This window comes from Schlesneria sphaerica, assembly GCF_044336245.1.
Lineage (GTDB): Bacteria > Planctomycetota > Planctomycetia > Planctomycetales > Planctomycetaceae > Schlesneria > Schlesneria sphaerica.
This window is the reverse complement of sequence record NZ_CP172346.1, coordinates 821,467-846,683: the sequence shown is the minus strand read 5'-3', so window position 1 is coordinate 846,683 and position 25,217 is coordinate 821,467. Positions and strand designations below refer to the sequence as shown.

General features: G+C 54.8%; 22 protein-coding genes, 33 tRNA genes and 1 pseudogene. 51 read left to right on the top strand and 5 right to left on the bottom strand.

All coding sequences use genetic code 11. From position 1 onward, the window contains the following. Positions 1-126 precede the first annotated feature (126 nt). The 4 genes from ACGY09_RS03295 to ACGY09_RS03280 all read left to right on the top strand — a co-directional run bounded on the left by ACGY09_RS03295 (position 127) and on the right by ACGY09_RS03280 (position 7,212). Positions 127-2,514 carry a DUF3987 domain-containing protein gene (locus tag ACGY09_RS03295; protein WP_397570453.1) on the top strand — a complete coding sequence of 796 codons (2,388 nt, stop codon included), beginning with the start codon at positions 127-129 and terminating at the stop codon, positions 2,512-2,514. Between the two features lie 650 nt (positions 2,515-3,164). Then, positions 3,165-5,471: a hypothetical protein gene (locus ACGY09_RS03290; protein WP_397570452.1), complete on the top strand. Its 2,307-nt coding sequence runs from the start codon at positions 3,165-3,167 to the stop codon at positions 5,469-5,471. 210 nt (positions 5,472-5,681) lie between these two features. Then, entirely contained in the window at positions 5,682-6,350 is a 669-nt protein-coding gene (locus tag ACGY09_RS03285) for a hypothetical protein (RefSeq protein WP_397570451.1), read from the top strand. Beyond that, on the top strand, positions 6,343-7,212 hold the full coding sequence (locus ACGY09_RS03280; protein WP_397570450.1) for a hypothetical protein: 870 nt from the start codon (positions 6,343-6,345) through the stop codon (positions 7,210-7,212). The genes ACGY09_RS03285 and ACGY09_RS03280 overlap by 8 nt, the downstream gene beginning before the upstream one ends. Before the next feature lie 32 nt (positions 7,213-7,244). Here the strand turns inward: ACGY09_RS03280 and ACGY09_RS03275 are convergent, their stop codons facing one another. Further along, positions 7,245-7,475 (bottom strand): helix-turn-helix domain-containing protein, encoded by a 231-nt coding sequence (locus ACGY09_RS03275; protein ID WP_397570449.1) that lies wholly within the window; start codon positions 7,473-7,475, stop codon positions 7,245-7,247. A 125-nt stretch (positions 7,476-7,600) separates the two neighbouring features. On the opposite strand from ACGY09_RS03275, the gene ACGY09_RS03270 reads away from it, so the two are divergent. Beyond that, the gene (locus tag ACGY09_RS03270) at positions 7,601-7,987 is read left to right on the top strand and encodes a hypothetical protein (protein WP_397570448.1); all 387 of its coding nucleotides are present in this window, start codon (positions 7,601-7,603) and stop codon (positions 7,985-7,987) included. Positions 7,988-8,398: 411 nt separating this feature from the next. Here the strand turns inward: ACGY09_RS03270 and ACGY09_RS03265 are convergent, their stop codons facing one another. Then, on the bottom strand, positions 8,399-8,728 hold the full coding sequence (locus tag ACGY09_RS03265) for a hypothetical protein (protein ID WP_397570447.1): 330 nt from the start codon (positions 8,726-8,728) through the stop codon (positions 8,399-8,401). Positions 8,729-9,062: 334 nt separating this feature from the next. Between ACGY09_RS03265 and ACGY09_RS03260 the strand changes: the two genes are divergently transcribed. The 5 genes from ACGY09_RS03260 to ACGY09_RS03240 all read left to right on the top strand — a co-directional run bounded on the left by ACGY09_RS03260 (position 9,063) and on the right by ACGY09_RS03240 (position 11,918). Beyond that, positions 9,063-9,272 carry a hypothetical protein gene (locus ACGY09_RS03260; protein WP_397570446.1) on the top strand — a complete coding sequence of 70 codons (210 nt, stop codon included), beginning with the start codon at positions 9,063-9,065 and terminating at the stop codon, positions 9,270-9,272. A gap of 274 nt (positions 9,273-9,546) precedes the next feature. Then, positions 9,547-10,227 carry a hypothetical protein gene (locus ACGY09_RS03255; RefSeq protein WP_397570445.1) on the top strand — a complete coding sequence of 227 codons (681 nt, stop codon included), beginning with the start codon at positions 9,547-9,549 and terminating at the stop codon, positions 10,225-10,227. Further along, entirely contained in the window at positions 10,224-10,490 is a 267-nt protein-coding gene (locus tag ACGY09_RS03250; RefSeq protein WP_397570444.1) for a hypothetical protein, read from the top strand. Before ACGY09_RS03255 ends, ACGY09_RS03250 begins: the two co-directional genes overlap by 4 nt. Further along, the gene (locus ACGY09_RS03245; RefSeq protein ID WP_397570443.1) at positions 10,487-10,621 is read left to right on the top strand and encodes a hypothetical protein; all 135 of its coding nucleotides are present in this window, start codon (positions 10,487-10,489) and stop codon (positions 10,619-10,621) included. Before ACGY09_RS03250 ends, ACGY09_RS03245 begins: the two co-directional genes overlap by 4 nt. 919 nt (positions 10,622-11,540) lie before the next feature. Further along, entirely contained in the window at positions 11,541-11,918 is a 378-nt protein-coding gene (locus tag ACGY09_RS03240) for a hypothetical protein (protein WP_397571922.1), read from the top strand. An 81-nt stretch (positions 11,919-11,999) separates the two neighbouring features. On the opposite strand, the pseudogene ACGY09_RS03235 reads toward ACGY09_RS03240, so the two are convergent. Then, positions 12,000-12,245: pseudogene (locus ACGY09_RS03235) on the bottom strand (UvrD-helicase domain-containing protein); the annotation flags it as partial. 319 nt (positions 12,246-12,564) lie between these two features. On the opposite strand from ACGY09_RS03235, the gene ACGY09_RS03230 reads away from it, so the two are divergent. The 3 genes from ACGY09_RS03230 to ACGY09_RS03220 all read left to right on the top strand — a co-directional run bounded on the left by ACGY09_RS03230 (position 12,565) and on the right by ACGY09_RS03220 (position 15,086). Beyond that, positions 12,565-13,857: a tyrosine-type recombinase/integrase gene (locus ACGY09_RS03230; RefSeq protein ID WP_397570442.1), complete on the top strand. Its 1,293-nt coding sequence runs from the start codon at positions 12,565-12,567 to the stop codon at positions 13,855-13,857. A gap of 93 nt (positions 13,858-13,950) precedes the next feature. Continuing rightward, positions 13,951-14,394, top strand: a complete 444-nt coding sequence (locus tag ACGY09_RS03225) for a helix-turn-helix domain-containing protein (protein ID WP_397570441.1) — start codon at positions 13,951-13,953, stop codon at positions 14,392-14,394. Beyond that, positions 14,391-15,086 (top strand): IS630 family transposase, encoded by a 696-nt coding sequence (locus ACGY09_RS03220; RefSeq protein WP_397570440.1) that lies wholly within the window; start codon positions 14,391-14,393, stop codon positions 15,084-15,086. The genes ACGY09_RS03225 and ACGY09_RS03220 overlap by 4 nt, the downstream gene beginning before the upstream one ends. Before the next feature lie 373 nt (positions 15,087-15,459). On the opposite strand, the gene ACGY09_RS03215 is transcribed toward ACGY09_RS03220, so the two are convergent. Then, a complete protein-coding gene (locus ACGY09_RS03215; RefSeq protein WP_397570439.1) occupies positions 15,460-15,612 on the bottom strand; it encodes a hypothetical protein in 153 nt (50 codons plus the stop codon). 241 nt (positions 15,613-15,853) lie between these two features. On the opposite strand from ACGY09_RS03215, the gene ACGY09_RS03210 reads away from it, so the two are divergent. The 38 genes from ACGY09_RS03210 to ACGY09_RS03025 all read left to right on the top strand — a co-directional run bounded on the left by ACGY09_RS03210 (position 15,854) and on the right by ACGY09_RS03025 (position 24,099). After that, positions 15,854-15,925 (top strand) — tRNA-Phe (locus ACGY09_RS03210). A gap of 49 nt (positions 15,926-15,974) precedes the next feature. Next, a tRNA-Glu gene (locus tag ACGY09_RS03205) sits at positions 15,975-16,047 on the top strand. Positions 16,048-16,131: 84 nt separating this feature from the next. Next, positions 16,132-16,202 (top strand) — tRNA-Ile (locus ACGY09_RS03200). 61 nt (positions 16,203-16,263) lie between these two features. Further along, positions 16,264-16,335 (top strand) — tRNA-Lys (locus ACGY09_RS03195). Between the two features lie 9 nt (positions 16,336-16,344). Further along, positions 16,345-16,416 (top strand) — tRNA-Ile (locus ACGY09_RS03190). An 18-nt stretch (positions 16,417-16,434) separates the two neighbouring features. Next, positions 16,435-16,507 (top strand) — tRNA-Lys (locus ACGY09_RS03185). 11 nt (positions 16,508-16,518) lie between these two features. After that, positions 16,519-16,591, top strand: a tRNA-Thr gene (locus ACGY09_RS03180). A 38-nt stretch (positions 16,592-16,629) separates the two neighbouring features. Next, a tRNA-Gly gene (locus ACGY09_RS03175) sits at positions 16,630-16,700 on the top strand. A gap of 60 nt (positions 16,701-16,760) precedes the next feature. Beyond that, positions 16,761-16,834 (top strand) — tRNA-Pro (locus ACGY09_RS03170). Between the two features lie 10 nt (positions 16,835-16,844). Beyond that, positions 16,845-16,925: transfer RNA gene (locus tag ACGY09_RS03165), tRNA-OTHER, on the top strand. A gap of 10 nt (positions 16,926-16,935) precedes the next feature. After that, positions 16,936-17,022: transfer RNA gene (locus ACGY09_RS03160), tRNA-Ser, on the top strand. A gap of 16 nt (positions 17,023-17,038) precedes the next feature. Next, a tRNA-Gly gene (locus ACGY09_RS03155) sits at positions 17,039-17,110 on the top strand. A gap of 7 nt (positions 17,111-17,117) precedes the next feature. Further along, positions 17,118-17,189: transfer RNA gene (locus ACGY09_RS03150), tRNA-Asn, on the top strand. 7 nt (positions 17,190-17,196) lie between these two features. Then, positions 17,197-17,270 (top strand) — tRNA-Gln (locus ACGY09_RS03145). Positions 17,271-17,316: 46 nt separating this feature from the next. Continuing rightward, positions 17,317-17,410, top strand: a tRNA-Gln gene (locus ACGY09_RS03140). Between the two features lie 12 nt (positions 17,411-17,422). Beyond that, positions 17,423-17,508: transfer RNA gene (locus ACGY09_RS03135), tRNA-Ser, on the top strand. Between the two features lie 20 nt (positions 17,509-17,528). Continuing rightward, positions 17,529-17,599: transfer RNA gene (locus tag ACGY09_RS03130), tRNA-Ala, on the top strand. A 10-nt stretch (positions 17,600-17,609) separates the two neighbouring features. Further along, positions 17,610-17,681, top strand: a tRNA-Val gene (locus ACGY09_RS03125). A 12-nt stretch (positions 17,682-17,693) separates the two neighbouring features. Further along, positions 17,694-17,766: transfer RNA gene (locus ACGY09_RS03120), tRNA-Leu, on the top strand. Positions 17,767-17,779: 13 nt separating this feature from the next. Next, positions 17,780-17,853 (top strand) — tRNA-Leu (locus ACGY09_RS03115). Between the two features lie 14 nt (positions 17,854-17,867). Continuing rightward, positions 17,868-17,941: transfer RNA gene (locus ACGY09_RS03110), tRNA-Asp, on the top strand. Positions 17,942-17,948: 7 nt separating this feature from the next. Further along, positions 17,949-18,023 (top strand) — tRNA-Leu (locus tag ACGY09_RS03105). A gap of 102 nt (positions 18,024-18,125) precedes the next feature. After that, positions 18,126-18,198, top strand: a tRNA-Glu gene (locus tag ACGY09_RS03100). A 7-nt stretch (positions 18,199-18,205) separates the two neighbouring features. After that, a tRNA-Leu gene (locus ACGY09_RS03095) sits at positions 18,206-18,289 on the top strand. Between the two features lie 184 nt (positions 18,290-18,473). After that, positions 18,474-18,549, top strand: a tRNA-Leu gene (locus tag ACGY09_RS03090). Between the two features lie 4 nt (positions 18,550-18,553). After that, positions 18,554-18,624 (top strand) — tRNA-Val (locus tag ACGY09_RS03085). A gap of 93 nt (positions 18,625-18,717) precedes the next feature. Then, positions 18,718-18,788 (top strand) — tRNA-Ala (locus tag ACGY09_RS03080). An 11-nt stretch (positions 18,789-18,799) separates the two neighbouring features. Beyond that, a tRNA-Ser gene (locus ACGY09_RS03075) sits at positions 18,800-18,887 on the top strand. Between the two features lie 10 nt (positions 18,888-18,897). Further along, positions 18,898-18,969 (top strand) — tRNA-Arg (locus ACGY09_RS03070). A 13-nt stretch (positions 18,970-18,982) separates the two neighbouring features. Continuing rightward, a tRNA-Ser gene (locus tag ACGY09_RS03065) sits at positions 18,983-19,072 on the top strand. Positions 19,073-19,151: 79 nt separating this feature from the next. Continuing rightward, positions 19,152-19,223 (top strand) — tRNA-His (locus tag ACGY09_RS03060). A 31-nt stretch (positions 19,224-19,254) separates the two neighbouring features. After that, entirely contained in the window at positions 19,255-19,446 is a 192-nt protein-coding gene (locus tag ACGY09_RS03055) for a hypothetical protein (protein WP_397570438.1), read from the top strand. Then, a complete protein-coding gene (locus ACGY09_RS03050) occupies positions 19,443-19,838 on the top strand; it encodes an HNH endonuclease (protein ID WP_397570437.1) in 396 nt (131 codons plus the stop codon). Before ACGY09_RS03055 ends, ACGY09_RS03050 begins: the two co-directional genes overlap by 4 nt. Before the next feature lie 118 nt (positions 19,839-19,956). Continuing rightward, positions 19,957-20,030, top strand: a tRNA-Thr gene (locus tag ACGY09_RS03045). A 263-nt stretch (positions 20,031-20,293) separates the two neighbouring features. After that, positions 20,294-20,365: transfer RNA gene (locus ACGY09_RS03040), tRNA-Cys, on the top strand. Between the two features lie 900 nt (positions 20,366-21,265). Next, positions 21,266-22,903, top strand: a complete 1,638-nt coding sequence (locus tag ACGY09_RS03035; RefSeq protein ID WP_397570436.1) for a TROVE domain-containing protein — start codon at positions 21,266-21,268, stop codon at positions 22,901-22,903. A gap of 357 nt (positions 22,904-23,260) precedes the next feature. Continuing rightward, entirely contained in the window at positions 23,261-23,707 is a 447-nt protein-coding gene (locus ACGY09_RS03030) for a transposase (RefSeq protein WP_397568161.1), read from the top strand. Then, positions 23,701-24,099, top strand: coding sequence for a transposase (locus tag ACGY09_RS03025; RefSeq protein WP_397568160.1), 399 nt, complete (start codon positions 23,701-23,703; stop codon positions 24,097-24,099). Before ACGY09_RS03030 ends, ACGY09_RS03025 begins: the two co-directional genes overlap by 7 nt. Positions 24,100-24,161: 62 nt before the next feature. Here the strand turns inward: ACGY09_RS03025 and ACGY09_RS03020 are convergent, their stop codons facing one another. Further along, on the bottom strand, positions 24,162-24,920 hold the full coding sequence (locus ACGY09_RS03020) for an HNH endonuclease (RefSeq protein ID WP_397570435.1): 759 nt from the start codon (positions 24,918-24,920) through the stop codon (positions 24,162-24,164). Positions 24,921-25,217: the final 297 nt, after the last annotated feature.

The following is a 25,217-nucleotide window of genomic DNA, read 5'->3' as shown; positions in this document are numbered from 1 at the left end:
AGCGGGGATAGAAATCTCTGATCGGCTGTATTGTCAACTACTCGCAAGCGATTGTGACGAAAAAGCGTGGTCTGCTCTGACTGTCGCGGTCAACAACCTTCAGAAATGTATGGAGGATTGACCCTAATGGAATTGACCGATATTCAAAGGTCCCTGCAACTCTTCGCACATGAAGCCGGATTGGTTGAGATCCGGGCGCTTGGTTGCTGGGACTGGAAGCCCGATGTTCTGTCCACGCAGAGCGGATACTTCGACGCCCAGCACCTGGCGGAAGCCGAACAAGCAGCCCTTCATCTCGAGACTTCGTTTCACGCGTCGGGGGTCTATGTCACGCTGAACCCGGCTTCACCCGACTTGCTGGCCCGGTCAGCCAATCGAGTGAAGAAGGCACAGCGGGATGGCACGACGAAGGACGGAGAAATTGTCTCCCGTCGATGGATGCTGATCGATATCGACCCCACCCGGCCGGCCGGGGTGTCATCGACCGACGCGGAACTTGCCACGGCACAAGCTCAGGCACGGGAGTGCCAAGAGTGGCTTCACGACAACGGCTGGCCGTCACCCGTGGTTGCCATGAGCGGGAACGGGTGGCACTTGCTTTACCGGGTGGACCTGCCGCCGGACGACAAGACGATTGAACTTTGCCTAAAGGCCCTCGCGGCGAAGTTTCCCCAGGTGGACACATCGACTTTCAATGCGGCCAGAATCACAAAACTGTACGGCACACTGGCCCGGAAGGGGGATTCCACCCACGACCGGCCGCATCGTCGAAGCAAGCTGGTTAATGTTCCCGACAATCTTCAAGTCGTTCACGCCGAATGTTTGAACTGGCTGGCCAATCAAGCCCCGCAGAAGCCCGGAACCAGTGGTTCCCAAGGCAGCGGGGATTCCGTTGACCTCGCCTCATACCTTCGGAATCGTGGCGTGCCGGTCATTCGTGAGGATATCTGGAACGGGGCTCGGCGATTCTTCATTCGATGCCCGGGAATCGAATCCCATTCGTCGAAGAATGCCGATTCCGATTGCTCGATCTGGCAAGACTCGTCGGGCATGCTCGCGGGAAAATGTTTTCACGATAGCTGTGGTTTCAAATCCTGGAGTGATTTCACGGGCTACTTTGGGCAGGTGAAGCCCGAGGATTTTCCGAACCCCGTGCCGGTCGTGGCTGGGGATATTCCGGCAGTTGACCCTATGGGCGGGGAGCCAGTCCCGACCCCCACAGTCACGGTCACCTCCGTGAGTCGACCAGCAGTCAGGAAGGCGCCGGTTGATCCCAATAAAATAACAGATGAATTTTTTGAGATCCCCGGCCTGATCGGAGAAATGGTCAAGCACCACAAGCAATTCGCCCCACGCCCCCAACCTGCACTTTCACTGATCGCGTCCGAAGTTCTGGTTGGAACCTTCTCAGGACGCAAAATTCAAACGGAGTCAGGGCTTCGAACCAATATCTATGGAATTGGTTTGGCGCCGTCCGGCAGCGGAAAGGAACGGCCGAGGGCTGACAATATCGCCGCTGTCACCCAGGCGGGATGCACTCAGTATCTTGGGGCCGAAAACCCATCATCGGATGTGGCGCTAATTGGAGAGCTGGAAGACCAGCCGAGTTTGCTTATGCAGATTGACGAAGTGGCAAAATTCTTCGCCACGACGCGGGGACCGTCCGCGAACGTCAGTAGTCACCTGAAGGCCCTGAACACCAAATTCCTTGAACTGACGGGAGCAGCGCAAAACCCGGCTTGGGTTCCGAAGAGTTGGGCGGATCGAAGTAAGAAAAAGACGATTGCATTTCCGCATCTCTGCATCTACGGGACATCGACGATTGAGGGCTTCTGGAACTGCGTCACAAACGCTGACGCGGCTGATGGGTTCCTGGCCCGAATGCTCGTTGTTGAAGCCGAGGAACATCACCCCCGGCTTCGAATGGTGAAGAGTAGTCCCATTCCCCAAGTGGTTGTCGACATCCTCAAGGATTGGGACCGGTTTGTCGCCGGAAAGGGGGATATGAGCGACAAGGAACCGTCCGCTGTAGTCGTCCCAAATGATCCCGACGCGTTCGAACGTCTGTCGGATCACATGAACGCGATCGAAGACCAGTTGCCCAAAGACCCGAAAGAACATCGCCCTATTTGGTCGCGATGCTCTGCTTCCGCTCAGAAGCTGGCCCTGATATTTGCGGCCAGTCGTGGACCGTTCGGTATTCGAGTCACACTTGCCGATGCCGAAGCGGCCGTCCGGCAGGCCAATTGGTCAACCCGACTGATGATCAATCGGATCTTCTCACAGGTCGCAGACAACGAGGAAGACCGGAATAAGAAAAAACTCCTCAAGATTATTCGAGACCATGGGCCAGCCCCGCTTTCAGTCATCACCCGGAAAACGCAGTTCCTCACGGGCTACGTTCGGGACGGGATGCTGAAGGACCTAATCGCTGCGGAACTCATCGAAGCCACAACCCTGCCCGCTTCAAAACGTGGTGGGCAGGGGACGACGGTTTACAGTTCCATCGCTTGAAACGACCTGCTGAAGCGTCACAAGGGGAGAGACACTTCATAGTGGAGTCAACAGTCACTCTTGAAGCGTCTTCCCCTTACGGCCACAAGGACTTAAGTAGTTACTTCAATAATATATATTCATTGTATTCTCTCCCCTTTTCCTCTGGTTTTCAGGTGCTTTAAGGACACCCACTTGAAATTGAAGCAACTGGAAGACGGAATGTCTGAAGTTGAGAGGCAGCAGGGATTCCGGCCATCGCGTCTAAGCCCCTGCCCTTCGTGCCCGATGACTGGCTCACGGAAGCACGGGGGACAGCGGCTAACGCGAACGTCGCGAACGGAATCGAAAGCTAATGGGTGGGAGTAAAAGGGTCCCACTGACGGAACTGAGCGAACCCTAACTACGTTGGTCCCCCCTGACTAAATACAGACTTTAAGCTTGCGCCGAATCCCCGGGATTTCATGCAGCAGATCCAAAAAAGCTCGCGGAAAAGTGTTTCTGTTGTCTCACCCCACCAACTCGTAAGAGGAGCTTCACCCAAACCAGCAAGAGGACCCATGAACAACTGACACCTGATCGATTTCCGACCAACACGCAATTGAACCGAATGCCCGTCAATGTTTGGCGAGCGAATTTTCTCAACTAGAAATTTTTGCAAGGACGCGCACATGCCAGCACTACGTATCGACCTGGACGACCAAGCAACAGACGGTCTTGAAGAGCTGAATGCCAAGCTCGAAGAAATGGCGATCGCTTCACAGAATGCAGCCGATGGGACCGACATTTTGACCGAAGCCCAACAGCGGCAGGTTCTGGTTTTACATGAGCAGAGAACGGGATGGTCAACCCTCGCAGACACGTCAATTGATGCCCTCGCCCGAATCGGCGACGCCGGAGCGAGGGCCTACAGTGCAACAGCCCAAGCTGCTGGCGCCGCAACGCTAGCGACAAGCGCATTCGCATCGTCAACCGTCCTTTCAATGGGCATCGTCACGGCGTCAGCAATCAAAGCCACAGGTGCGATGGCCGGTTTGGCCCGTATGGGCACCAATCTCGCAACCGGAACTGCCGGGCTGGTTGCTAATAAGATGGCATGGGACAAGATGGGTGACGCGGCGCAATTCGCTGGAATAACCGCGCTGAAGGCAGCGTCCGGCTTCGGCCCTCAGATCCTGGGGGCAACGATCGCAGTTGAAAGTTATCGCGCCGTTCTGGCACGCACTGGACTAAAAACAGTTGAACTGGCGGACGGAACAAAAGTTTTAGAAAGCAACCTTGACCGAGTGAATCAAGCCGCTGGCAAATTCGGCGGGGATATCTCTCGGGATATGTCGATGGCAGCGGAAGGAATGAAAGATCTGCTGAATGTCGTAATCCCCTTCCCGGATATCTGGAAGGAAGTCGACAAGATTGCGACGAAGTCGGCTGAAAACCTCATTTCCAACATTGGCATGCTTCAGCAGGGGTATAACGACGCAACGATGGCGAGCGAATCGTGGGTTCGTCAGTTGCTGGGAGAAGAGGCTTCCGCGATTCGGAAATCGATCGAGCTTCGACGGGAACAGTACGCGATTGATAAGGAAGCGGCGGCCAAAAAGGCAGCGGAAGCTCCATTCCAAGAGAGACTGAACCAAGTCAACGCTGAAGCAGCCGCGCGGGCGGAAGCTCGCGGAGAAGCCGAGCGAATTGCCAGCCTAAAGACCGTTCAGGCCGTCGATGCCGAAATCAAAAAAGTCCACGAACGAATGGAATCCCAAAAGACTTCGCTTCGATTCACGGCTGAAGAGGCGATGAAGTCGAATAACCAATTGATCGCCCTGGAGCGTCAACGGGAAGTTGCAGAGAAGGCGGCTTCAACGAAGCGGTCTGAGTATCACAAAAAACGGACTGAAGAGTACACCGAGGAGATGAAAGCGGTTGACGCCTTGATCTCCCGGCAACGGGAAGTCTACGACCTGGAGGTTAGTCGTGCGCGAGCCCGGGCAGGATTCCAGAAAGAACTACTCTCAACACAGAAAGATGAAACGGTACAGAGCGTGATGGCGGCGGCTGAAGCCCAGCACGAACAAGACAAAGAGCGGGTGGCCGCGAGACTCAAAGCCCAGGGGGTGACCGAGACTCAGATAAAGTCTCAACTGGCCGAGCTGGACCAGCAATTTGCGGCCACCGCCCACAGCGTCAAGATGCAGATGATCGCGGACGAGTTCAAAATCCGTCGAAACGAGCTGGATAGAGAGCGGCTGGAACTCGAAAAATCCGGCATTAATGGCATCGAACGAGAAAAACGCCTGTCCAAAATCAAGGCAGAGGAAGACAAAGCGATTTTCGAGGCCCGAAAGAAGGCGATTGCCGAGCAAGGCAACCTGGAACGAACTCAGAACACGATTACCGCCAATCAGAGGCGAGCCGAACAGCAAGCCTACATTGCGGCGGAAGAAGAACGGCGAGCCAGAGCTAAGGCCGATCGCGATGAAGCGCTGAAGAAAGCATTCCCAACGCAAGACATCTTGAACTCAACCGACCCTCAGAAGGTCCTTGAACAACTTCGAGCCGACCGAGCAACGCGGGAGCAGCAGGCCCAGGCTGAGCGAGATTCCGCCCTCGGCCAGCAAGCCATGTCGGGCGACAAAAAGGCAATCTCCCAATGGAACCGCAATCAACGGGCGGCTATTAACCGTGGGAAGAATTCCGCGAATCGCGACTTCGAGAATGGAAACGTCGGTGAATCAGAGTTTCAGCAGGCCCAAGCAGAGGTTGCCCTGCAAAGCTTAGCAGGGCTTCAGCAGCAAGGCCGAATTTCCCAGCAGGTGGCCATCGGTTTAGCGGAAACACTCAACGCGGTCACGGCAGAGGCAGCAAAAAACGCCGCCCTTCAACAACAGGTGGAACGGCTGGTTGCTGCAGCCAAGGGGATCAGTCAGGGTGCGAAACGTGCGAATGATAGTTACAGGTCGCAGATGGGATCATTGAACTGACGGGACGGGATTTCAGGGGGCTTGCCGATGGGGTAAGCCCCTTTTCTTCCCTTTGATGGCCCTCGTCACCGTGTAATCGTCGGGCTCCTTGCCCGGTTGAATGCTCCGGCTGGGGAGCTTTTTCTAAACAATGGCATGTACCATTGAGCCAACCAATTGCGAGACGAGTGTACCGGCGTTAGCCTTGTGTGCCGAAAGGTGGAACAAACGATGGCCGAGTACGCGATCACAGATTACCAATTCGAAGCCGTTACGCGTGACCAAGAGGGCGAGCTTGCGGCACTTCTTGAGTTTAGAGTCGCCGATGCTCAGTCGTCCGACTACCTGAAGAATGTCTGGGAAAAACTCTCTAATTCACTTCGCAATCACTATAAATTTCACAGCAATGATGGCAATTGCCCTTCATGGGTGAATTGGAAGCCTTACGATTGGTCGAAACAGAATTGCCCTGCTCGCCAAAAGTTTGTTGCGTGGCATGAGGGAGTCGTGGCTGGCTTCCTGAATCTTCAGCCGAATTTTCCATCCCAATTCAGCCCTGGCAAGAATGTGATTTACATGGAGCATATTGCCGCATTTCCGGGCTTCCACTCAACTCACCTTTGGCATCGAAAGTTGTCACATATTGGCATCCCAATGCTGGGTTACGCGACCCTCCAAAGTGCGTTGCAAGGATTCTCGGGCGTGATTGGGCTGCACGTCGATGGCGGCGCGATGAAGTTTTACGAAAGATTGCCTCAGATTTTGGGGTTTCCTGTTTTTCACACTGTGAAATACGGTGTGAGTGCCCCCCCACCACGGGTAGAGCAAGCGAAAACGCAAGTGTACCTTGAAACAATGGTGGAGGCTGCGGAAAAGCTATTGGAGATACATCGTGTCTAACAGAAGATTGCCAAAATGGGCAAGATCTGTCGCAGATATCAGGGATTTCGAAGACTTGGATTGCACCACTGGGGTGCAGCCGGATTTTGCGCCACGGCTATCGATCCGTGTGATTCCGACATCAAATAAAAGCTCACTGACTGCAACAACCCTCAGAGATGTCTTGGATCAAACACAGAGGATTGTCACCTATTCCGCCTACGAGGTCGTAAATGGCGTGCGGTTAGACTTCTCAGACCTGCGCCAAGTTGACACCAAGATTGTTGAATTTGCCACTCTTCAGGTAGAACCGTTTGAAGAGGGAAGCTTCATCATTCCTACAGCGATGAAAGATGCACCAACTTCAATAAAAAACAATGTGGCTGAGCGGGAGTACACATGCAATGAGGTGATCCAGCGATTCTCTGAAGTGTTTCATGGGATTGGAGACCAGAGCAAGCAAGCGTCAATTGGGCTGATCCAATCAATTGAGAGCTTAGGTGCCATTCTTAATCGAGAAGCGGAACGAATTGAATACTCCCCCATTGGAATCCCAGGGGAGTCGGAAAGGCACAAGGTGATAACAGTTGATCGCGACTTCATACACAAGGTGTCTGAAGTCCGGAAACAGAGAACAGACCCCAAGGATGTTGCCGATTCATTGAAAGGAACCCTGGTCGCTGTCGACATGGCGAGAGCCACATTCAAACTTGAATTATGGCCAAGAAAGACAATCCAAGGGACATTCTCACCGTTTATGGCAGACGTGATGGCACAATCCCTTCGGAAAAAGGTGAGTGTTGAAGGTGTGGTGCAATATGTTAATGAAACACCGAGAAGCATCCGTGCATTCTTCGCAACACAAATTGAAGGAATTGAGTGACTTCAGAGTGGGAAGCGTAGGCAGTGAGGGGTTCACTTCATATCGACGGCATTCGACTCAAGCCACGCTTCAAGGCTTGAAAGCCGATAGCGAACTGACTTGCCAAGCTTATGGTACGGTGGCTGACCTTCACGCTGAGCGTGGCGCCACTGCACAAGAGTGCCAGGAGAAATCCCGAGAAATTTCGCCGCTTCAATGCTGGAAAGCATTTCGTTCCGGGTGGCCGGAGCCTGCTCTTCCGGGCTCGATTTCTTAGACCGCATTCCGATCCCCTTCGCTGCCGTGTGAACTTGCCCTGCGAAATTATCGGCGTTTTTGAGTGAAAGAGATTGGCAAAACTGGCGGACGATTTCACAGGCCGCACGCTGCCGCGATCTGAGCGCGAAGGATGATGGTTTGTCGTCTCGTCGCGACCGGGGCTTGGAACGCATCGTCGGGGCTTGGAAAACGTGGTGCTGAGCACCACGTTTTTAGATTCACCATCCGCGACAATCGCGAGTACCGGGCCGACTACGCAACCTTCGAGGAGTATTGCAAGAAGCGGTGGAACCGTGGGCGGTGGGTAATCAACAAGCTAATCGAAGCCGCCGAGGTCGTTAACAATTTGGGTGAAAATATCACCCAAATTCAAAAGCTTCCGTGCAATGCAGGACAAGCCGCCGCCCTCGCAAAATCCACCGACACGCCAGAACAGCAAGTCGAGGTCTGGAAGGCTGTCGTTGAATCGGGGAAGCCGATCACCGCTGCGGTTATCACGAAGATTGCTCAGCGTTGACGACGCACTGATCCACTGCCGCACTTTGGGCATCGCTCAGAAAGGTCGGTCCCGCGTGGATACCAAGTTCCCCTACAGGAACTGCACGTGTTCAGCTGGCGTTTTGTGTCCTGAATCTGTGGCCGTAAGTCTCGTGGCCTGGCTGATGGGGGCGAAGGCGAATACACGTATGGGACCCGTTGAGAGTATTCCACACTGGTTGAAGTGTCTGGCAGAGGTAGGGCAGCAGCGTAGATCGACTCAAGGAATGAGTTAGACTCCGATGCTGGCGTTATGTGGGGCTGTTCGGCGATGACGGGAATCATCATTCTTTCGCCACATTCGGGGCATTTACCACGTTTGCCAGCATTGACATCGTCAGTCTGAAGATCAGCCCCACACTTGCTGCATGTCACCTTGATCATACTTCCCTCACGGTACCTTCCCCGTCTTCTTCGGCGTGAACGGTTTCTTCGCGGCGGCTTTCTTCGCAGTTTCGTTCTGCTGTTTCATCAACTCTGCGTGAGACGGGACCCCTGATGCGTACGCACGAAGCTGAGTTTTGACATCTGCCGTTGTTTTATCGACCCATTGAAGAACAGCGGGAAGAAACCGGTTCAGGGTTGTAGACCCATGTATTAAAGCGTGTGGCATTCCCTGCTCGCGCATTGCGGCGGCGGCGGCTAGCATGGCCGCTGAAGCTTCTGAAAGCTCGCGAGCGATCGATTCAAATTCTTCGGGGGTTCTCTCGTTTCTTGCCATGTAGGGATTAGACCGCCAAGGCAGGTGATTGAAAATCCGATTCCAAGAAATGAATCGGAAATGAAAATGTTTTAGTCAAAACTTGTTGACAGCCGATTCTGCCGGTTGTACTCTTTCCCCTACCACACGAAGCGAACGTCCTAAATATCCTGAATCAGTTTCAACCCTGCTGGGGCAAGCTTCGTGTGGTAACGAGCGATTCCCAGCAGGGTTTTTCTATTCCATGACCCGGTAAGCCGTCACGCTGCCAAGTGGTCAACGTCGAATCTTCGCACCAGTCCTGAACGCCCTTCCGGGCTCCCGGTGCGCCCACAACCAAAAGGAGTTTTCGCCCATGCTCTGCGATACCGGCACGCCCACACGTAACCCCGAGGCCATCCCCCTGGCTCGCGAATCACGCCAGTTAAGCTTCATCCCTTCACCTGATGAGATCGCGGCCCATTGCCTCGTCATTCAGGGTGAATGGTCGGATGAGGAACGAATGCGACGGGAACGGGGTGAAATGGTCGGCAACTTCACCGGCAAGTCAGCGAAGTTGAAGTAGCCCCGATCCCCTTCTGATCACCCCTCAAACGGAGTTGCCTCCTAATGACCTCGAACGCACTGTCACAAGCCAGCCCGACCTGCCAGTTCTGCCGAACAAAACTCACTTGGCACCCCCGCCAATGGAATTCCGCGTCGTCTGTTCGCCTGCGAACCTGCTGCAGTAGTGCGAAGTGCAAGCGGGCAGCACGCCAAGCAGGGTAGTAGACAACCCGCTTTCTTTCTGGTTCTCAACTCTCCTCTTTCTGACCGCCACTTAAAAAGGAACCGTTCCGATGTATGCAATGCTGACCGCCTATCGCGAAACCGTCTCAGTTGAATCTATTCCAGCGCTCGATATGGATCGCGGCTTTGAGTTGACTGCCAAGGGGCAAGCCTACCTTGATCGCCACTTCGCTGAGCGGGAGGGAAGGCCACTCACACTGGCTGACGATCCTGTTGACGTCGAACGATGGAACAAAAAGCCAGAGTTCCAAGCCAACCTAAAGCCATACGAGTTTTCCAGCCTGGACGAAGTCACAAACGCCCATTGGTTTGAAATTTACAGGCGTCTGGTCGGTCACTCGGTGAGGATGATCAAGAAGTTCGGCGCTTTCGACTTAGTCCCCCAGCACGTGGCGGCCAAGGTCATCGAGAATCTTCAGGACGGAACCTACGACTGGGATTACAGGATTCAACCCAACCTGCTGCAGCACACGTTTTCAGTTGCGAGGGGGGTTATCAGGGCCTCCGCCCTGAAGTCCGCAACACCAGCCAACGAGGGACCTGTGCGACGCCATCGAAGACGTGGATCTGGCATCACTCGGAAGCTTGCCAGAGTCGAGACGGTGAAAGGCGTCATTGAGCAATTGCCGACGATTGCGCTACTCGTTAGCCGGTTGAATGACCTCCTCAACCCGGTGGCCGAGCCACAGAACCCGCCCACCATGTCTCCAGTTGGGAGGATCGCACGATGATCGGTAAAAAAGAACTCGCCAAGCGAAAGGCTGAAGCGGAACAAGATCGACAGCATGCCGCCAACTCGAAAGCCGAGGCCGAGCGTGAGATGTTCTGGAAGGACCTCATCCGGTGGGACCCCCGCTGTTCGCACTGTCAGACAGGATTGTCCACCCACCGGAATGAATCCGTATTGGTGATCGACCGGCTTTCATGCCTCACCTGCGTCGAAACCGTCAAAGTGGCCGCACTGGCCGACAACCAGAAAGGGCTTGAAGTATGACTATTGAGGAAATTGAAGAATCACTGGCTCGCGAGATCCGGCGGCACGAGGCCCTAAAACGAATCGTCCAGATTCTCGACGACCTGGACGAAGACGACCGGGAATGGGTTTTGGAAAAAATGGCAGAGTAGCCCCATCGTCGTAAGTTGATGGTTGTCAATATGTAGAGGAGACATTCACGCTGAACCGCTACAAATTGTGTTTTTTCTGCTGGACAATTCAGCTGCTTGGCCTACGATCAGATCAGAGCTGCAATTTCGCAACTCAGGATTCGGGCTTTTTTTAAGGAGATTGGCATGAGGCCCACAGGAGTAATTCCCACGTTCAGGCTACGGGATATTGAGGTTGGACGGGGACCGTTAAAAACTGGCCTGGGTGGTTTTGTGTTGGCAGTCGAAAGTTATGCCACGATTGGAATCGCGAGTCTGAGCGGAGTCGACTACTTAGGTCAGTCGACGAGGCCACTGACGCCAGGAGTAGCAGGCGGGACAAACGAGGTTATTCTAAGGTTTCAGGCGAACCACCGAGGCCCCGCTTCAATTGTGTTGACGGAAAGCGGACACAGCTACGAAACCGGCCTTCCGGTCGACGAGCGTGAGATTGCTGTCGATGTTCATATCTGCTGAACGTTAAGTTAGAAATCGGTGCTGTCATGGATGACATGAGGACGCCCGCCAGACGTTTTGTTTGGGGGCGTTGATTTTTTTTATGTGACAGGCAATCAAAGCTTTCATTTCACGGAATGACCTTCGATTTTCCGTGAAATCGCCGATATTCCGCATTTCGAAGCTACAAAATGAGTCTCGATGACACTTGACGATTCACCACATAAACGCGAAAATACCCCTAGAAAATAGGTGTTTTTGCTAAAGTGACCATCGATTTTAGACTGCATGGCATGCAAGAGGTCAGCGGTTCGACCCCGCTATCCTCCACTTGTTCTAAAGTAAGTCTGAATCGGGATTTGTGATTACCGGACCATGTGGTCCGTGCGGCTTCAAACGAATGGGAATCGGTGCAATGGTGCACCAAAACCCAGGAGAGTTGAGAGTGCCGCGTCCACGAAACTCGATTCCAAAATTCTCGATTGATCGCAACGGCCGCGCCTTCACAAAGGTTGACGGCCGTTTTGTTTCTTTGGGCCGTGGTGATAACCCGGAGTCGAGGCGGCGATACGCTGTCCTGCTCACCGAGCATACAGGTCTGGCAGCGATTGCATCCCCAGCGACTGAGAAGAAGCCTGCAGTCACGGTCAACGAACTGTTGCTGCGGTTTGTAACAGAGGAACTTCCGCGATACTCCACATCAGACCGTTGCAATGTGCTGAGCTTGATGTTGAATGCCGTCTTTACAGCGGTGGAAGTCGATGACACCGACATCGTCGTTTACCGAACGATAGCCACGTTCTTCCCGCAGCACGATTTCTGATGCAGCGATGATGTGCTGGCGGCTGCGGTAGTTGAGCCGGAGGGTCACGCTTCCTACATCGCCTCTCCTCGAAAGAGTCCGCAGCAACTCCGGCTCCGCTCCAGTGAAGCCAAATATGGACTGATCTGGGTCTCCAACCGCGAAGAGACGAGTCGCGGGACCTTTGGAGGGAAAGCACAGCGATAATACCAAGCGATGAAGCGGCACCCCGAGGTCTTGGTACTCATCCACGACCAGGATTGGAAAGCGTGCCTGAAGTACCTGTCTCACCCAGGCGTGCTTCTCAATTAGCCTCCTTGACCGAGTCGGGACACGCTTTGCTTCCACGCTTTACGATGTTGCCCGCAAGCCGCTGAGCGTAACGTCCTTTTCCGATCTCCTCCATGTCGCTGAGAAATCGTCCTTCGTCCAAAGATTGAGGGGTCGTTTTCCAACCCTGGCAGCCTGCGGTATCACACTGCCGGGGCACTCGGGAAGGGGGAAAGGATCTGGATGTTGGCGAAGCTAAGCACGCCTATGTCCACGGACGCGACTGGATCGAATACGTCCTGAACTCTCAGGATCGTCGGAACAGCGGTTCGTCGGATAAAACCATCTGACCTGGCTCGTGAACGCCATCCTTAAAGATTGCGGAGGGGCCTGCCTAATGGCCAAGCGAACATCCAGCTCAAAGTCCGTCCCGAAGAAGGTGCCGAAGGTCCGAATTGTCCGACCTTCCGGGCGACCGTTCCAACGTCGGTATGACTGCCCCGTCGAAAAGCGAGAGATTCGCATCAGTACCGGAACGCGGGATGAGGACGAGGCCGAACCCCAGAAGGCGGAATTGGAGGCCCGACTTCTCTTGGGGCTGGAAACCACTCCCGATCGGAAGCCAGTGCTCGGTCCCGAGATGGATTGGTCGGACTTCCGGGAACAGTATCGAAGTCTGCATCTGGTCACCGTCCGAGACCGAACTGCCGCCGCTGCGGAAAGCCGGCTGGACATCGCTGAGCGGATTCTCAAACCTCGCACGCTCGGGGATGTTGCCGACTCCGTTGCTCTCCAAAAGCTTCAAGCAAATCTCTTGGCGGGTTTTCAGAGCAAAGGTCACAAGCCCCGTTCCGCTCACACGGTTAAGGGGTACATGGCACACGTTCTGGCCGCTCTCAACTGGGCCTACGTTCAAGACTGGCTTCCCAACGCTCCGAAGGTCCGCAAGATCAAGACCTCGAAGCAGAAGGTCATGAAGGGACGGCCCATCACGACCGAAGAATTCCAACGGATGTTAGATGCGGTGCCAGGCGTCGTCGGCGAACTCGCTGCGGCATCTTGGAAGCACGTGCTGCATGGACTCTGGACATCAGCCCTGAGAATCAACGAACTGATGAACGTCTCTTGGGACCAGCCGGGGACGATTCGCCCCAGATGGAAAGCCGGAGTTCATCCAGTCTTGGAAATCCCGGCGGCGATGCAGAAGAACGACTCGGAAGAGGACATTCCGCTGTTACCGGCATTCGAGGCGTTACTGCTGGAGACGCCTGTCGATCAACGAACCGGCGGGGTCTTCGAGCCCCGATCACTTCAACCGATTCTTGGACGCGGGGTTCGTCACTCACGGCCTGAAGGTGACTGGGTGGGGCGAGTCATCAGTCGCATCGGCAAGGCCGCAAGAATCGTCGTGGAGGAAGGGAACCCGAAGACCGGACGATCTGAGAAGTACGCGTCGGCTCACGACCTGCGACGATCCTGCGGCGAGCAACTACGGGAAGCTGGCGTTCGCCCTCTGGTGATCAGCCGAGTGATGCGGCACGCTTCGTGGGAAACGACGCAACGGCACTACGCACCTGGTAACGTGCAGAGCGATGCGGAAGTACTCACCGGTATCCTGAGAAAGCCGGATAGAACGGGAGCGACGGCGAAATACTCCGACCGTCCGGACAACTCAAAATCAGCCCCCTGAGGAAAAATGTACCTAGTGCATTGTCACCCATTGAAACAGGGATTGCCACAATCCGTATTTTACGAGAATCTGCAGGGCACAAGGAGGTGTGCGATGCAGAAGAAGTACATCGTTCGGTTGAACGACGAAGAACGTCAGGTCCTTCGGGAAGTCATCGGCAAGCTGAAGGGATCGAGCCAGAAGGTGAAACGAGCTCAGATTCTGTTGAAGGCCGATGTCGAAGGTCCGAACTGGTCAGATCGTAAGATTGCGGAAGCGTTCAACTGTCGGACGCAAACGGTGGAAGATGTTCGCCGTCGATTAGTGGAATGCGGTTTCGATGAAACATTGTGTGGTGCGAAGCGTGAGACGCCAGCGACGCTAAAGCTGTTGGATGGTCACCAGGAGGCGAAGATCATCGCCTTGCGTTTAGGACAGCCGCCGAAAGGCTACGCGAACTGGACGCTGCGATTGTTGGCTCGTAAAGTCGTCGAGTTGGAGATTGTCGACTCCATCAGTCACGAAACTGTCCGTCGTACACTCAAAAAAATGGTATGACTAACCGCAAGATTCAGTACTGGGTGATTCCTCCCGAAGCCGACGCCGAATTTGTCGCGGGCATGGAGGATGTGCTGGATGTTTATGGGAAACCCTATGATCCAAGCTGCCCGGTGATCTGTATGGACGAGCAACCGGTCCAGCTTTTGAAGGAAACCCGTGCATCAATTCCCGCCACGGCGAAGCACGCTAAGCGGGTTGACTATGAGTACGAACGGGCTGGCACCGCGAACATTTTCATGTTCACGGAACCACTGGCTGGGTGGCGCGAAGTGACCGTCAGACAGACCAAAACGAAAATCGACTGGGCTCTGGAAATGGCTCGTTTGCTCGAAGGTCGATACGCGACGCACGAAAAGGTTATTCTGGTCTGCGACAATCTGAACACACATACGAAAGGTGCGTTTTACGAGGCATTTGAGCCGGACCGCGCTCGCTCATTCGTCCGACGCATTGAGTTTCACCACACGCCCAAACACGGCAGTTGGTTGAACATCGCTGAGAATGAGCTCAGTTCTCTGACTCGACAATGTGTCTCAGGTCGACGCTTCCCTGATATCAAGACCCTTCAGAGTGAAGCCACGGCTTGGTCTGACGACGTGAACTCAACACAACGAGGGGTGGATTGGCAGATGAAGATTGACGATGCACGAATTAAACTAAAATCCGTCTACCCACGTTCTTTGATGTGACAATGCACTAGGTACATTTTGAGGGTACATCGTCGTAAGTCATTACGCCCGGGAGGATTCGAACCTCCGACCGACGGATTAGAAATCCGGGGAACTCTTGCGAATGTATAGACGAAAAATGCGATTTTCAATCCACTGGCCCCAACACTGGCCCTGGCTTCTCGAGTTCCGTTGGAATCGCTTCACCGGTTGATCCAAACTTAGCGAGAATCATCGCCGCATGGCCGAAACTTGCTGAACCGCTTAAGCAGGCCGTGATGACCATTATCGAGAATGTATTAACGTGATCGCACGTAGTATGGAATTGAAAGTTTTTGCAAATCGGTAATTCCAAGATTCTCGGCAATTCTGAGATTTTTCTGCGAACTTATTGCTAGGCTCGATCATCTAAAGGGCAACGGCGATGGCGTTCATCGTCGCCGACCAGCAGTTTTAAGGAAGAAACAACTTCAAAGGTCTTGCGGATCATGATGTTTTCACAGCTGATGTCCGATTGCAGACAGAGCGATACCAGGCGGTTTGCCATACCGGCGAACCTCTTCGGCACGCAACCCGTGCGCCCCCAGATTCGGCAACATCTTGCCGGTAATCCGGGGAATACAGGTTTGCGAAGCGAAGAATCCTCGTATCCCCTGCGCTCGTGACATCGGCCCTAAGCCCCCGCAAGCTCTCAAAGCCCGGTGTCACACAGAGGACACCGGGCTTTCTGTTTTGGCGAAGCCAAACAGCCAATACGGTGCCGAAGGCAAAGTTCCGAAAGCATATCCGGGCTGGTAGCTGAGACGGTTTAGCGCCTGGCTGAAGACCAGGAGAGAAGGATTCGAGCGCCTTCCGGCCCACATCAATCAATCGTTCCGACGATCACGGAGATCGTGCGCAGACAGACAAGGCCCGTTCGACTTCTGGTGAGGTTGCCAGTCTTTCAAGCTGGTTAGGTTGGGTTCGAATCCCACACGGGTCAATCAACATTCGGGGTGAGGGGCACCGGTCGCCCGCGTGTCTTGGGCACACGAGACAGTCAGTTCGATTCTGACCATCCCGACTGCGCTTGGTGGTGTAACGGAAGCACGTCGTTCTGATAAGGCGACAGCGGTGGTTCAACTCCACTCCAAGCGATTGAACAAGGAGCGAACTATGGAACGAGACATTACGAACAAACGCAGCCACGCCCTCATCCGGGGTCGTGGTGTAACGGCAGCACAGCAGACTTTTAATCTGCCCGGCGGGGGTTCGAATCCCCCCGGCCCCACTGACTTCTGGGCCTGTAGCTCAACGGTGAGAGCAGGCTCCTTATAAGGGCCAGACGACGGTTCAACTCCGCCCAGGCCTAATGAAAGAAGTGAATGACGGGATCAAGGTGTTAGCGGCAGCACACTCGGTTCTTACCCGAGCAAGTGACGGTTCAAGTCCGTCTGGTCCCATTTGAAAAGTTGCACTGGTCGTTTTAGCGGCGAAGACTCCGCACCCGTAATGCGGCGACGTGGGTTCGAGTCCCACCCGGTGCTCTGCAGGTTGATCTTTAACAATTCGGCCAGGAATTCACGCACCCATGACGTAGCGGCAGCGTACCGTCTCGCCAGGGCGGAGGTGCGGGTTCAACTCCCGCTGAGTGCTCTTTCGTTCGCGTGGATGATTCGTCGTGACAACGACGGTCGATTCGCGATGAACGATTATCAGCGTGTGGGAAAGTTTGGAAATCCGCGTGCCTCGGGCGCACGAGAACGTCGGTTCAAATCCGACCACGCTGACTGAAAACATTGCGGTGGAGTCCGTGCTGGTACGGGTCCCGGCGCGCCGGGATTAATCGTCACGACACAGGTTCGATTCCTGTCGCCGCAGCTTGATAAACGGAAGTCATCCGGCTGGATGAGGAGCCTGCCTCGAAAGCAGGTGTCCCGACGAATCGGGATTGTGGGTTCGAGTCCCACGACTTCCGCCTTAAAGAAAAACATGTGCCCTTGGCCGAGCGGCAGAGGCATCAGCATTCCAAGCTGGACAGGCGGGTTCGATTCCCGCAGGGCACTTTTGATTGGGTCGGTAGCTCAGCGGCAGAGCAGGTGCTTGTTAAGCACTCGCGCGTGGGTTCGAGTCCCACCCTTCCCTCTTGTAGTGCGGGGTAGTCGCTGTTGGCAGCGATGCTGGGCTTTGACCCCGGAGGCGCAGGTTCGATTCCTGCCCCCGCAATTTGTGAACTTCTCAAACGTCGACGTGTCATTTGACGCATAACCATTGCGGGATAGTCGCTGCTGGTAGCGATGCTGGGCTCTGAACCCGGAGGGACCAAGCCAAGGGCTCGGTGCCCGGTTCGATTCCAACTCCCGCAGCTTGCAGATTAAGGAAGTCATCCGGCCGGATGAGGAACCTGTCTTGAAAACAGGCGGCGAGTAAATCTCGTTTGTGGGTTCGAGTCCCACGGCTTCCGCTTGCTGGCGACGAACATTCGGGCTCATGGTCTAACAGGAAGACATCGGTCCTGCAAACCGAGGATTCGGGTGCGATTCCCGATGAGTCCACTTTTAATTTGATCCCGTGGTCCAGCGGCGACGACGCCTGGCCTACACCCAGGTAACGATGGTTCGAGTCCATCCGGGATTACTTTGTTGAAACGCCCAGGTACGCCAACAGGTGAGCGACTCGACTTAAGATCGAGTGTTTGCGGGTTCAAATCCCGCTCTGGGCATCAAGACAGACATGGCTCGGTAGGCAATCGGCAGACCACCTTGGCTTAGAACCAGGGATGCTGTGGGTTCGACTCCCACCTGAGCTATTAGAAAGAAATACGTCCTCGCGGAGCAGCCTGGAATGCTCGCTACCCTGTCACGGTGGAGACGTGGGTTCAAATCCCATCGAGGACGCTGATTCGGCACGGTACGCAATCTGGCAAAGCGGCGAAGCTCAAACCTTCGTGGTCTGTGGGTTCAACTCCCACCCGTGTCATTTGATTGGGTCGTGTTCCCCACGGCGGCCTGTAAAGCCGTTGTCACAAAACAAGTGCGGTGGACGACGAGAGGTTCAATTCCTTCACGACCCATTAACTATGGCCCGTTCTTCTAGCGGTTCAGGATGCTGGCCCCTCACGCCGGCAACGCGGGTTCAAATCCCGCACGGGTCAATGACATGGCCAAGTGGTGCAACTGGTAGACACGCGACGCTCAGAACGTCGTGCCCTTACGGGCTTGGGAGTTCAACTCTCCCCTTGGTCACTGCAGGCAGGACAGGTGTCCGACTGGCTTTCATAGGGCCGAGATGTCCGGATCGTTACCGGGGTCTGCAACTGCAATCGATTATCGCCGGTGGGCCAGCGCTCAGCGGAGTTTCATAAGCTCCGACCGCCAGGTGCGACACCTGGACCGGCTAATTTCGCCTCAAGCAGTGATGAAACGAGACGACCGAGTACGCAAACTGGAAAAGCGATCAGGTCGAGAGCCTGATGATTTTGTGGGTTCAATTCCCATCTCGGTCAATTTGGTCCCGTGGTCCAACGGTACGACACCAGCCCGACATGCTGGCGACGATGGTTCAACTCCATCCGGGATCAATTGACGAACATGGTCTGTAGGTGTTGCGGCTGCACGCGTTCTTGGTAAGGACGAAGCTCGGGTTCAATTCCCGGACGGACCTCTTGAGATATGGGCTCATGGTCTAACGGCACGACGCTAGCTCGGCAGGCTGGCAATCCGGGTTCGATTCCCGGTGGGTCCACTGATGAATACGGAAGGTAGCCGGATATGGTTGGCCGGATCGCACTGCTAACGCGACTCTCCCTCACGGGAGATGAGGGTTCGAATCCCTTGCCTTCCGCTTGTTTTTGGCCTCGATGGTGAAATGGAAATCATGCTCTGCTTCTAACGGGGAGTTCTGGGTTCGATTCCTGGTCGAGGTATTGAAGTCAAAACGGAAGGGCAACCCGAATGGTGACGGGAACCGGTTGGAAGCCGGTCGAGCATTTTTAATGTGCCTTGCGGGTTCAACTCCCGCTCCTTCCGCTTTCGGATGGTGAAATGGAAATCACGCCCTGGTCCTAACGGGGAAATCCGGGTTCGACTCCTGGTCCGAGAATGCATGGTGTTCGTGGTGTAGTGGTTTGCATGTCGGTTTGTGAAGCCGAAGGTGACGGTTCAATCCCGTTCGGACACCCTTATTAAATAGGAGAAAGATCGTGGTCGCGATGTTGAGTCGACAAACACTGGTACTAAACCGGAACTGGCAGCCGGTGGGCGTGGCTTCGGTGGCACGTTCAATGACGCTGGTGGCTGCCGAGCGGGCGCGGATCGTCGATCCGACTGACTATCAGCAGTACACCTGGGCCGATTGGGCGAAACTGATTCCTCAGCAGGATGAATTGTTCGTCCAGTCGTGACGTTTCGGATTCGGGTGCCGGAGGTAATCACGCTGACCGAGTATGACCGAGTTCCCTCGAACGCGGTCACATTCAGTCGCCGGAACATCTACAAGCGAGACAGGTTCACCTGTCAGTACTGTGGTGGCCAGCCGGGGAGCGAAGAATTGACTCTCGACCACGTGCAACCGCGGTCGCGAGGTGGAACCAGCACATGGGAGAACTGTGTCTTAGCTTGCTTGGAGTGCAACAAGCGAAAAGCTGACCGTACGCCAACTGAAGCGCGCATGCCGCTGCGGAAGGCGCCGGTTCGACCAACGTGGAAACCACTCTATGCACGGCATGACGTGCGAATTGAAAGCTGGTCCAAGTTCCTCAGTGAGGCATACTGGACTGTGGAACTGGATGAATGACGACCGCCGCCGAGGCCCTTCGTTAGAGCTCGGCGGCACACACGAGTGATGCTCCTGGGAGAGCTGGCAGCCTCCAAAACTGCTGGATGGGGTTCAAATCCTCACGCTCGTGCTGACTGCCGACGTGGCTCGATCGAGAAAGGCGTCCGCCTTGTAAGCGGAATCATGCTGGTGCGAATCCAGTCGTCGGCCCTGTTTGTCCCGATGTTGTAGCGGATTGCATTGGACTCTCCGAAGGTCCAGGCCCTGGTTCGATTCCAGGTCGGGATATTGATGAATTGATGTGATGCCCTGCGAGTGTGGAGGATGCATGACTGTTTTCGAAGCAGTCGGGCGAGGTTCGATTCCTCGGTGGGGTATTTTGATTGTTATTTGTCCTTGGAGTGTGGTGGATGCACGCGACCCTGCGAAGGTCGTAGACCAGGTTCGACTCCCGGCAAGGACACTGATTAATTGACGCTGAAGCCACACGGCGTGGCGGCGGCCTGCAAAGCCGTATCCAATGGGTTCGACTCCCATCGGCGTCTTGACACAATCAACTGCCGGTACGGACTACATCTTGAAAATGTGCAACGTCTGAACCATCTCCTCGTTGAACGTGTCATTGATAAACCTCAACTGCCTGTCGGGACTACATCAACACCCTGTTAAGGTGTGCCTCACGGCACGATGTCTTGGCGATTCTTCGTTGAGGTCTTTGTGAACTGATCAAACAAACGAACGATCCAACTGCCATTTGGGACTACACGTAACTGACGGCCTTAAAGTAGCGACGTCGGGCGACCGACTGGTGATGCGGTTCGAGTCTCATGAAGATGAAGCCGCGCGTCCACTGCCGAACCATCCTGGTTCGATAAGGAAGGCGTCTCAACAAACCCCTCGGTTGGATCTTGGACTATAAAAACTTCCGCCGCGAGGCGGAGGTGGATTGACTGCCGGTTTGGAGCACATGCTTTGAGAGCCGTATGTCGTGGGTTCGAATCCCACCAGCGTGGCAACTCGCTGTGGCGGAGTGGTCAAACGCGGACGTCGCCTCGCAAGAGGCGTTCTCTGATTGAAACTTCGTTGGGACATGCCTTTAACAGATCCTTTAGAGACACACTCGACTGCCGGTTTGGAGTACATGGTTTAGCTGGTTCGAATCCTGCCCGGGCCTCTTGCAGAAGGTCAGTCTCGGCCCGGAACTCTGGCCATAACTTCGTCGAGTGCTTTTGAAACAACGATCCAACTGCCGTGTTGGAGTACATGCCACCAACTTAGACGGTGGGGCAGGCATGCCTCAGTCCCGAATGGGATCAGGTCGCTCTGAACAATCTTCGTGGGATCGCCGTCACATTTCGTCGGGCTCGGATTCGATCCGTTATGTCACAGGAGCGGTGTGCTCCTGGCAGATCGATCTGTCTCGACTGTTCAGGAAGGAGGCCACGATGGCCAACAAGTCGTTGTTTTCGAGTTTGACGTCACTATTGCCGCGTGCAACTTCGCAAAATGACGCGGGCGGACCGGCGTACGCGTTGGATCCGAAGCACGCGCTGGCGCAATTGGCAGCGACAGGTTGCTTTAACGGGACCTTCTACGCGGATGCCGACAAGCAGCTTGATACGCTGAAGTTACTGGTGACCCAGGTGAACGACAACGTCTTCCTGGCGAAGCTGGCAATCTACAGCCGCGAGCGGGCGTACCTGAAGGACATGCCGGCCGCGCTGGCAGCAACATTGGTTGCACGCGATGCCGTCCTGTTCCACAAGGTGTTCGATCGGGTTGTTGATAACGGTCGCGTTTTGCGGACGTTGTTCCAGATGATCCGTTCGGGTCAGTTCGGCAAGAAGAGCCTGTCGAGTTCATTGCAGCGTGCTTTCCAGCGCTGGCTGAACACGGCCTCGCCAGAGAAGCTGCTGTCGGCATCGATCGGTCACGATCCGAGCTTGCGGGACATCCTGCGGCTGGCGCGGCCGACACCTGTGGACAATGGTCGGCGCGCACTATTCGGCTGGCTGACAGATAAGGAGCAGTCGAAGTGGGCACCGGCTGGTGAAGTCGATTTGCCGGAGCAGGTTCAGTTGCTGGTTGCGTTCCGCACGGTGGAAACAGCCGAGCAGCAGATCGCGCTGTTGGATCGACTACACGCTCGCTGGGACTTGCTGGCCGATACGGCGAAGGGTTCCAAGGTTTGGGCGGCGATCGCACAGACGATGGGACCGCAGGCGTTGCGGATGAACCTCAACACCCTGCAGCGGCACGGTGTGTTCGAAGACATCGCGATGGTGCGGACGGTGGCTGACAGGTTGGCGGATGAAAACGAAATCCGTCGATCGCGGCAGTTTCCATATCAATTCTTCGCGGCGTACCTGAATGCATCCGATGAGGTGCCTCAGGTGATCAAGTCTGCCTTGCATAAGGCGACGGAGATTGCGTGTGGTAACGTGCCGGAGTTGCCGGGACCGGTCGTAATCGGTCTCGACGTTTCGGGTTCGATGCAGTCACCTGTCACGGGAAACCGTGGTCGCGGTGGAACGTCGAAGATGCGGTGCGTGGATGTCGCAGCCCTTGTGGCAGCGGCCATCCTGCGGCGTAACCCGGACAGCATCGTCGTGCCGTTCGACACACAGGCATTTGATGCCAAGGTCGATCCGTCCGACTCGATTTTGAGCCTGGCGGACCGGCTGGCGAAGTATGGTGGCGGTGGAACGGATTGCTCGTTGCCGATCCGCAAGGCGAATGCGACCTACGCAAAGCGAAAGTTCGCAGGAGTCGTGTTGGTCAGCGACAACGAGAGCTGGGTCTACCAGGGTCGTCCGTACTTCTATGGTGCAAATGGCTCGACAGGCGTTGTTACGGAATGGCAGCGGTTCGTGCAGAACCAGGTTCGACTCCATGGTGGCGACATCACGGGGCCAAAGCTGATCTGCGTTGACCTGCAGCCGAACGCAACAACGCAGACTCCGGAACGGAGTGATATCCTGAACGTCGGCGGCTTCAGTGACGCTGTGTTCGAAGTGATTTCAGCGTTCCTGACCAGTGACGCCGCTCGCTTCGTCGCTGAGGTTGAAGCAGTGACGTTGTAGATGAAGTGCCGAAAGGCATTCGAAAGAAAGCCCGGTAGGCTGGCGCGAGCTGGTTTACCGGGTTTTTCTGCTTTTTGTGCGAAATGGATTCTGTTTGCAAACTCAGCGAGGATTCATGCAATCACATGGCCAACTCGCTATTGGTCGACACCCTGCAGCGGCACGGTGTCTTCGAGGACGTCGCGATGGTACGCACGGTGGCTGAGCGCCTGACGGATGAATACGAGATTCGTCGGTGGCGGCAGTTTCCGCTGCCATGCCCGTAAAAGACGTAGAGGCAGTTTCAAAACCCCTTTATTGCAATAACGATTCTGGCAGGCAATTTGCATACCGGTAAGGGAGAAAGGAGTCCCTTACATGCGAATTACCCTGTCCATGTGGCCCCAGCGACGGCGGCCGAATACGACAGGGTCCAGGACGGTCCCGAAGCCTTTTCTTGATGATGCCCAGTGGAATTCCATCAAAGATCTGTTTGCAAACCCTCTTCCATCCCCACTGGGAGGCCGACCACGAGTCGAGCCTCGACCCTGTCTGGAAGGAATTTTGTGGGTCCTGAAGAGCGGAGGACGATGGCAAGATTTACCAGAGCGATACCCGTCTCCTGCAACATGCTGGCGAAGGCTCAAGGAGTGGACGGAGAGAGGAATCATGGTCAAAACGTGGGAACGTCTCCTGAAGTCCCTTGATCGACAGAAACAGCTGAACTGGTCGCAGGCAATGGGTGATGGCACCTTTTCGCCTGCAAAAAAGGGGGCGCCGAGGTTGGTAAGACCAAGAAAGGTAAAGGAACGAAACTCATGCTGATGACGGACGGTAACGGCGTCCCCATCTCGGGGTTCACCATTTCTGCACAGGTCGCCGAAGTCAACACGATCGAGACGCTGGTCGACATTCAAGTTGCTGGCCAGAAACCCGAGAGGCTGCTGTACGATAAAGCGGCTGATGCCGATTGGATTCGTGATACGCTCAAACTGAGAGGCATTGAGCAAATCACACCCCACCGAAAAGGCCGGAAGAAGCCGTCTCGACAAGACGGGCGAAGCCTGAAGAGATATGCGAGTCGCTGGAAAGTGGAACGCACGATCAGTTGGCTAGGCTATCAAAGAAGGCTTCTTGTCCGGCATGAATACTACCCACATCTCTTCGAAGGCTTTTTCCACCTCGCCTGCGTAATGATATGCTTGAACCGGTTTTGAAACTGCCTCTAGCCCTTCGAGCCTGATCGTTATGCAGTCCGCACTTTTGCCAACAATCATTTTCAGTCAGTATCATCCCGCGATTCTGCAGTGAACCCATCTGCGCTGGGAAATAGAGTTTGGCCTGAACTTTCAATTCCACTGAGTAGAGACGCAAGAAACTCTTCTTCACTCTTCGCATTCTTTTTTAGGTTGCATAAAACGCAAGCGGCGGTGAGGTTCTCGATGTCATCGTTCCCCCCAACGACAACGGGAACGATATGGTCAACGTGCATCACGTCTCCGTCAGGGCTTTCCAACTTGCATTTGCAATACCGACATTTCCTTTCGGACTGAATCCAGATCTTCTCCCGCTCCTTGTGGGTGAATTGTCGACGTTGCTGTAAACGAAGATTTGCTTCTCGATCAAATGCTGATTCGCCGTCGCTGTGGCGCTGCTTAAGGATCTGAATATCTCGATAAAAATGTCTTCGGACAGTGACTATTTTTTTCGCAACACGTCGCAGATCGCGACCGGCACGGTACATCTCTATCGTCCCGGCATACACTTCTTCTGAGGAATACCATTCCTCCTCGTTCCAAGTTGGAATTGATTCTGGTACTGCTGCGCAATCTTGTAGAAACTTGTCCATGAATCCCGATACCAGCGTAGCGGAACCGTCCGAAGCGCGCCTGAACAATCGTTCGAGGTACATAAGTTGGCCGGTGAGTTTGTTCATCATCACGCGGTATTGCGCGACAAGCTCTCTGAGTTCCTTGATCTGTTGATCCTTTGGCAACTCAGGCTCTGGAAGATCGAAGAGTTGACCTTGGTGGGACATGAGTTCTCAATAACAAGTTCAACTTCGCAATAAATCACATCGGGTTATGCGAGTTCGCTGCCGTCGAAAAGCGTGCAGGACAGAACCGATTAATTCGACGGAAGTATGTAGCCGATTTCGCGAAGAATCAAGGAGTTTCAAGTTCGACGAGTAGAAACCGCCATTGTGGATCGAGTCAATCACCGAGTAGTTTTGGATGAACCCTTTCTCTGTTGAACATGACATTTACAAGCCTCAACTGACTGTCGGGACTACATCAACACCCAGTTAAAATGTGCCTCACCGCATTTTGCCTTG

Bases quoted from the DNA above. Each gene is read 5' to 3' on its own strand.
- ACGY09_RS03295 (WP_397570453.1), top strand. From the start codon at position 127: ATGGAATTGACCGATATTCAAAGGTCCCTGCAACTCTTCGCACATGAA.
- ACGY09_RS03290 (WP_397570452.1), top strand. From the start codon at position 3,165: ATGCCAGCACTACGTATCGACCTGGACGACCAAGCAACAGACGGTCTT.
- ACGY09_RS03285 (WP_397570451.1), top strand. From the start codon at position 5,682: ATGGCCGAGTACGCGATCACAGATTACCAATTCGAAGCCGTTACGCGT.
- ACGY09_RS03275 (WP_397570449.1), bottom strand. From the start codon at position 7,475: ATGCGGTCTAAGAAATCGAGCCCGGAAGAGCAGGCTCCGGCCACCCGG.
- ACGY09_RS03270 (WP_397570448.1), top strand. From the start codon at position 7,601: ATGATGGTTTGTCGTCTCGTCGCGACCGGGGCTTGGAACGCATCGTCG.
- ACGY09_RS03265 (WP_397570447.1), bottom strand. From the start codon at position 8,728: ATGGCAAGAAACGAGAGAACCCCCGAAGAATTTGAATCGATCGCTCGC.
- ACGY09_RS03260 (WP_397570446.1), top strand. From the start codon at position 9,063: ATGCTCTGCGATACCGGCACGCCCACACGTAACCCCGAGGCCATCCCC.
- ACGY09_RS03255 (WP_397570445.1), top strand. From the start codon at position 9,547: ATGTATGCAATGCTGACCGCCTATCGCGAAACCGTCTCAGTTGAATCT.
- ACGY09_RS03250 (WP_397570444.1), top strand. From the start codon at position 10,224: ATGATCGGTAAAAAAGAACTCGCCAAGCGAAAGGCTGAAGCGGAACAA.
- ACGY09_RS03245 (WP_397570443.1), top strand. From the start codon at position 10,487: ATGACTATTGAGGAAATTGAAGAATCACTGGCTCGCGAGATCCGGCGG.
- ACGY09_RS03230 (WP_397570442.1), top strand. From the start codon at position 12,565: ATGGCCAAGCGAACATCCAGCTCAAAGTCCGTCCCGAAGAAGGTGCCG.
- ACGY09_RS03225 (WP_397570441.1), top strand. From the start codon at position 13,951: ATGCAGAAGAAGTACATCGTTCGGTTGAACGACGAAGAACGTCAGGTC.
- ACGY09_RS03220 (WP_397570440.1), top strand. From the start codon at position 14,391: ATGACTAACCGCAAGATTCAGTACTGGGTGATTCCTCCCGAAGCCGAC.
- ACGY09_RS03215 (WP_397570439.1), bottom strand. From the start codon at position 15,612: ATGGCAAACCGCCTGGTATCGCTCTGTCTGCAATCGGACATCAGCTGT.
- ACGY09_RS03055 (WP_397570438.1), top strand. From the start codon at position 19,255: ATGTTGAGTCGACAAACACTGGTACTAAACCGGAACTGGCAGCCGGTG.
- ACGY09_RS03035 (WP_397570436.1), top strand. From the start codon at position 21,266: ATGGCCAACAAGTCGTTGTTTTCGAGTTTGACGTCACTATTGCCGCGT.
- ACGY09_RS03030 (WP_397568161.1), top strand. From the start codon at position 23,261: ATGCGAATTACCCTGTCCATGTGGCCCCAGCGACGGCGGCCGAATACG.
- ACGY09_RS03025 (WP_397568160.1), top strand. From the start codon at position 23,701: ATGCTGATGACGGACGGTAACGGCGTCCCCATCTCGGGGTTCACCATT.
- ACGY09_RS03020 (WP_397570435.1), bottom strand. From the start codon at position 24,920: ATGTCCCACCAAGGTCAACTCTTCGATCTTCCAGAGCCTGAGTTGCCA.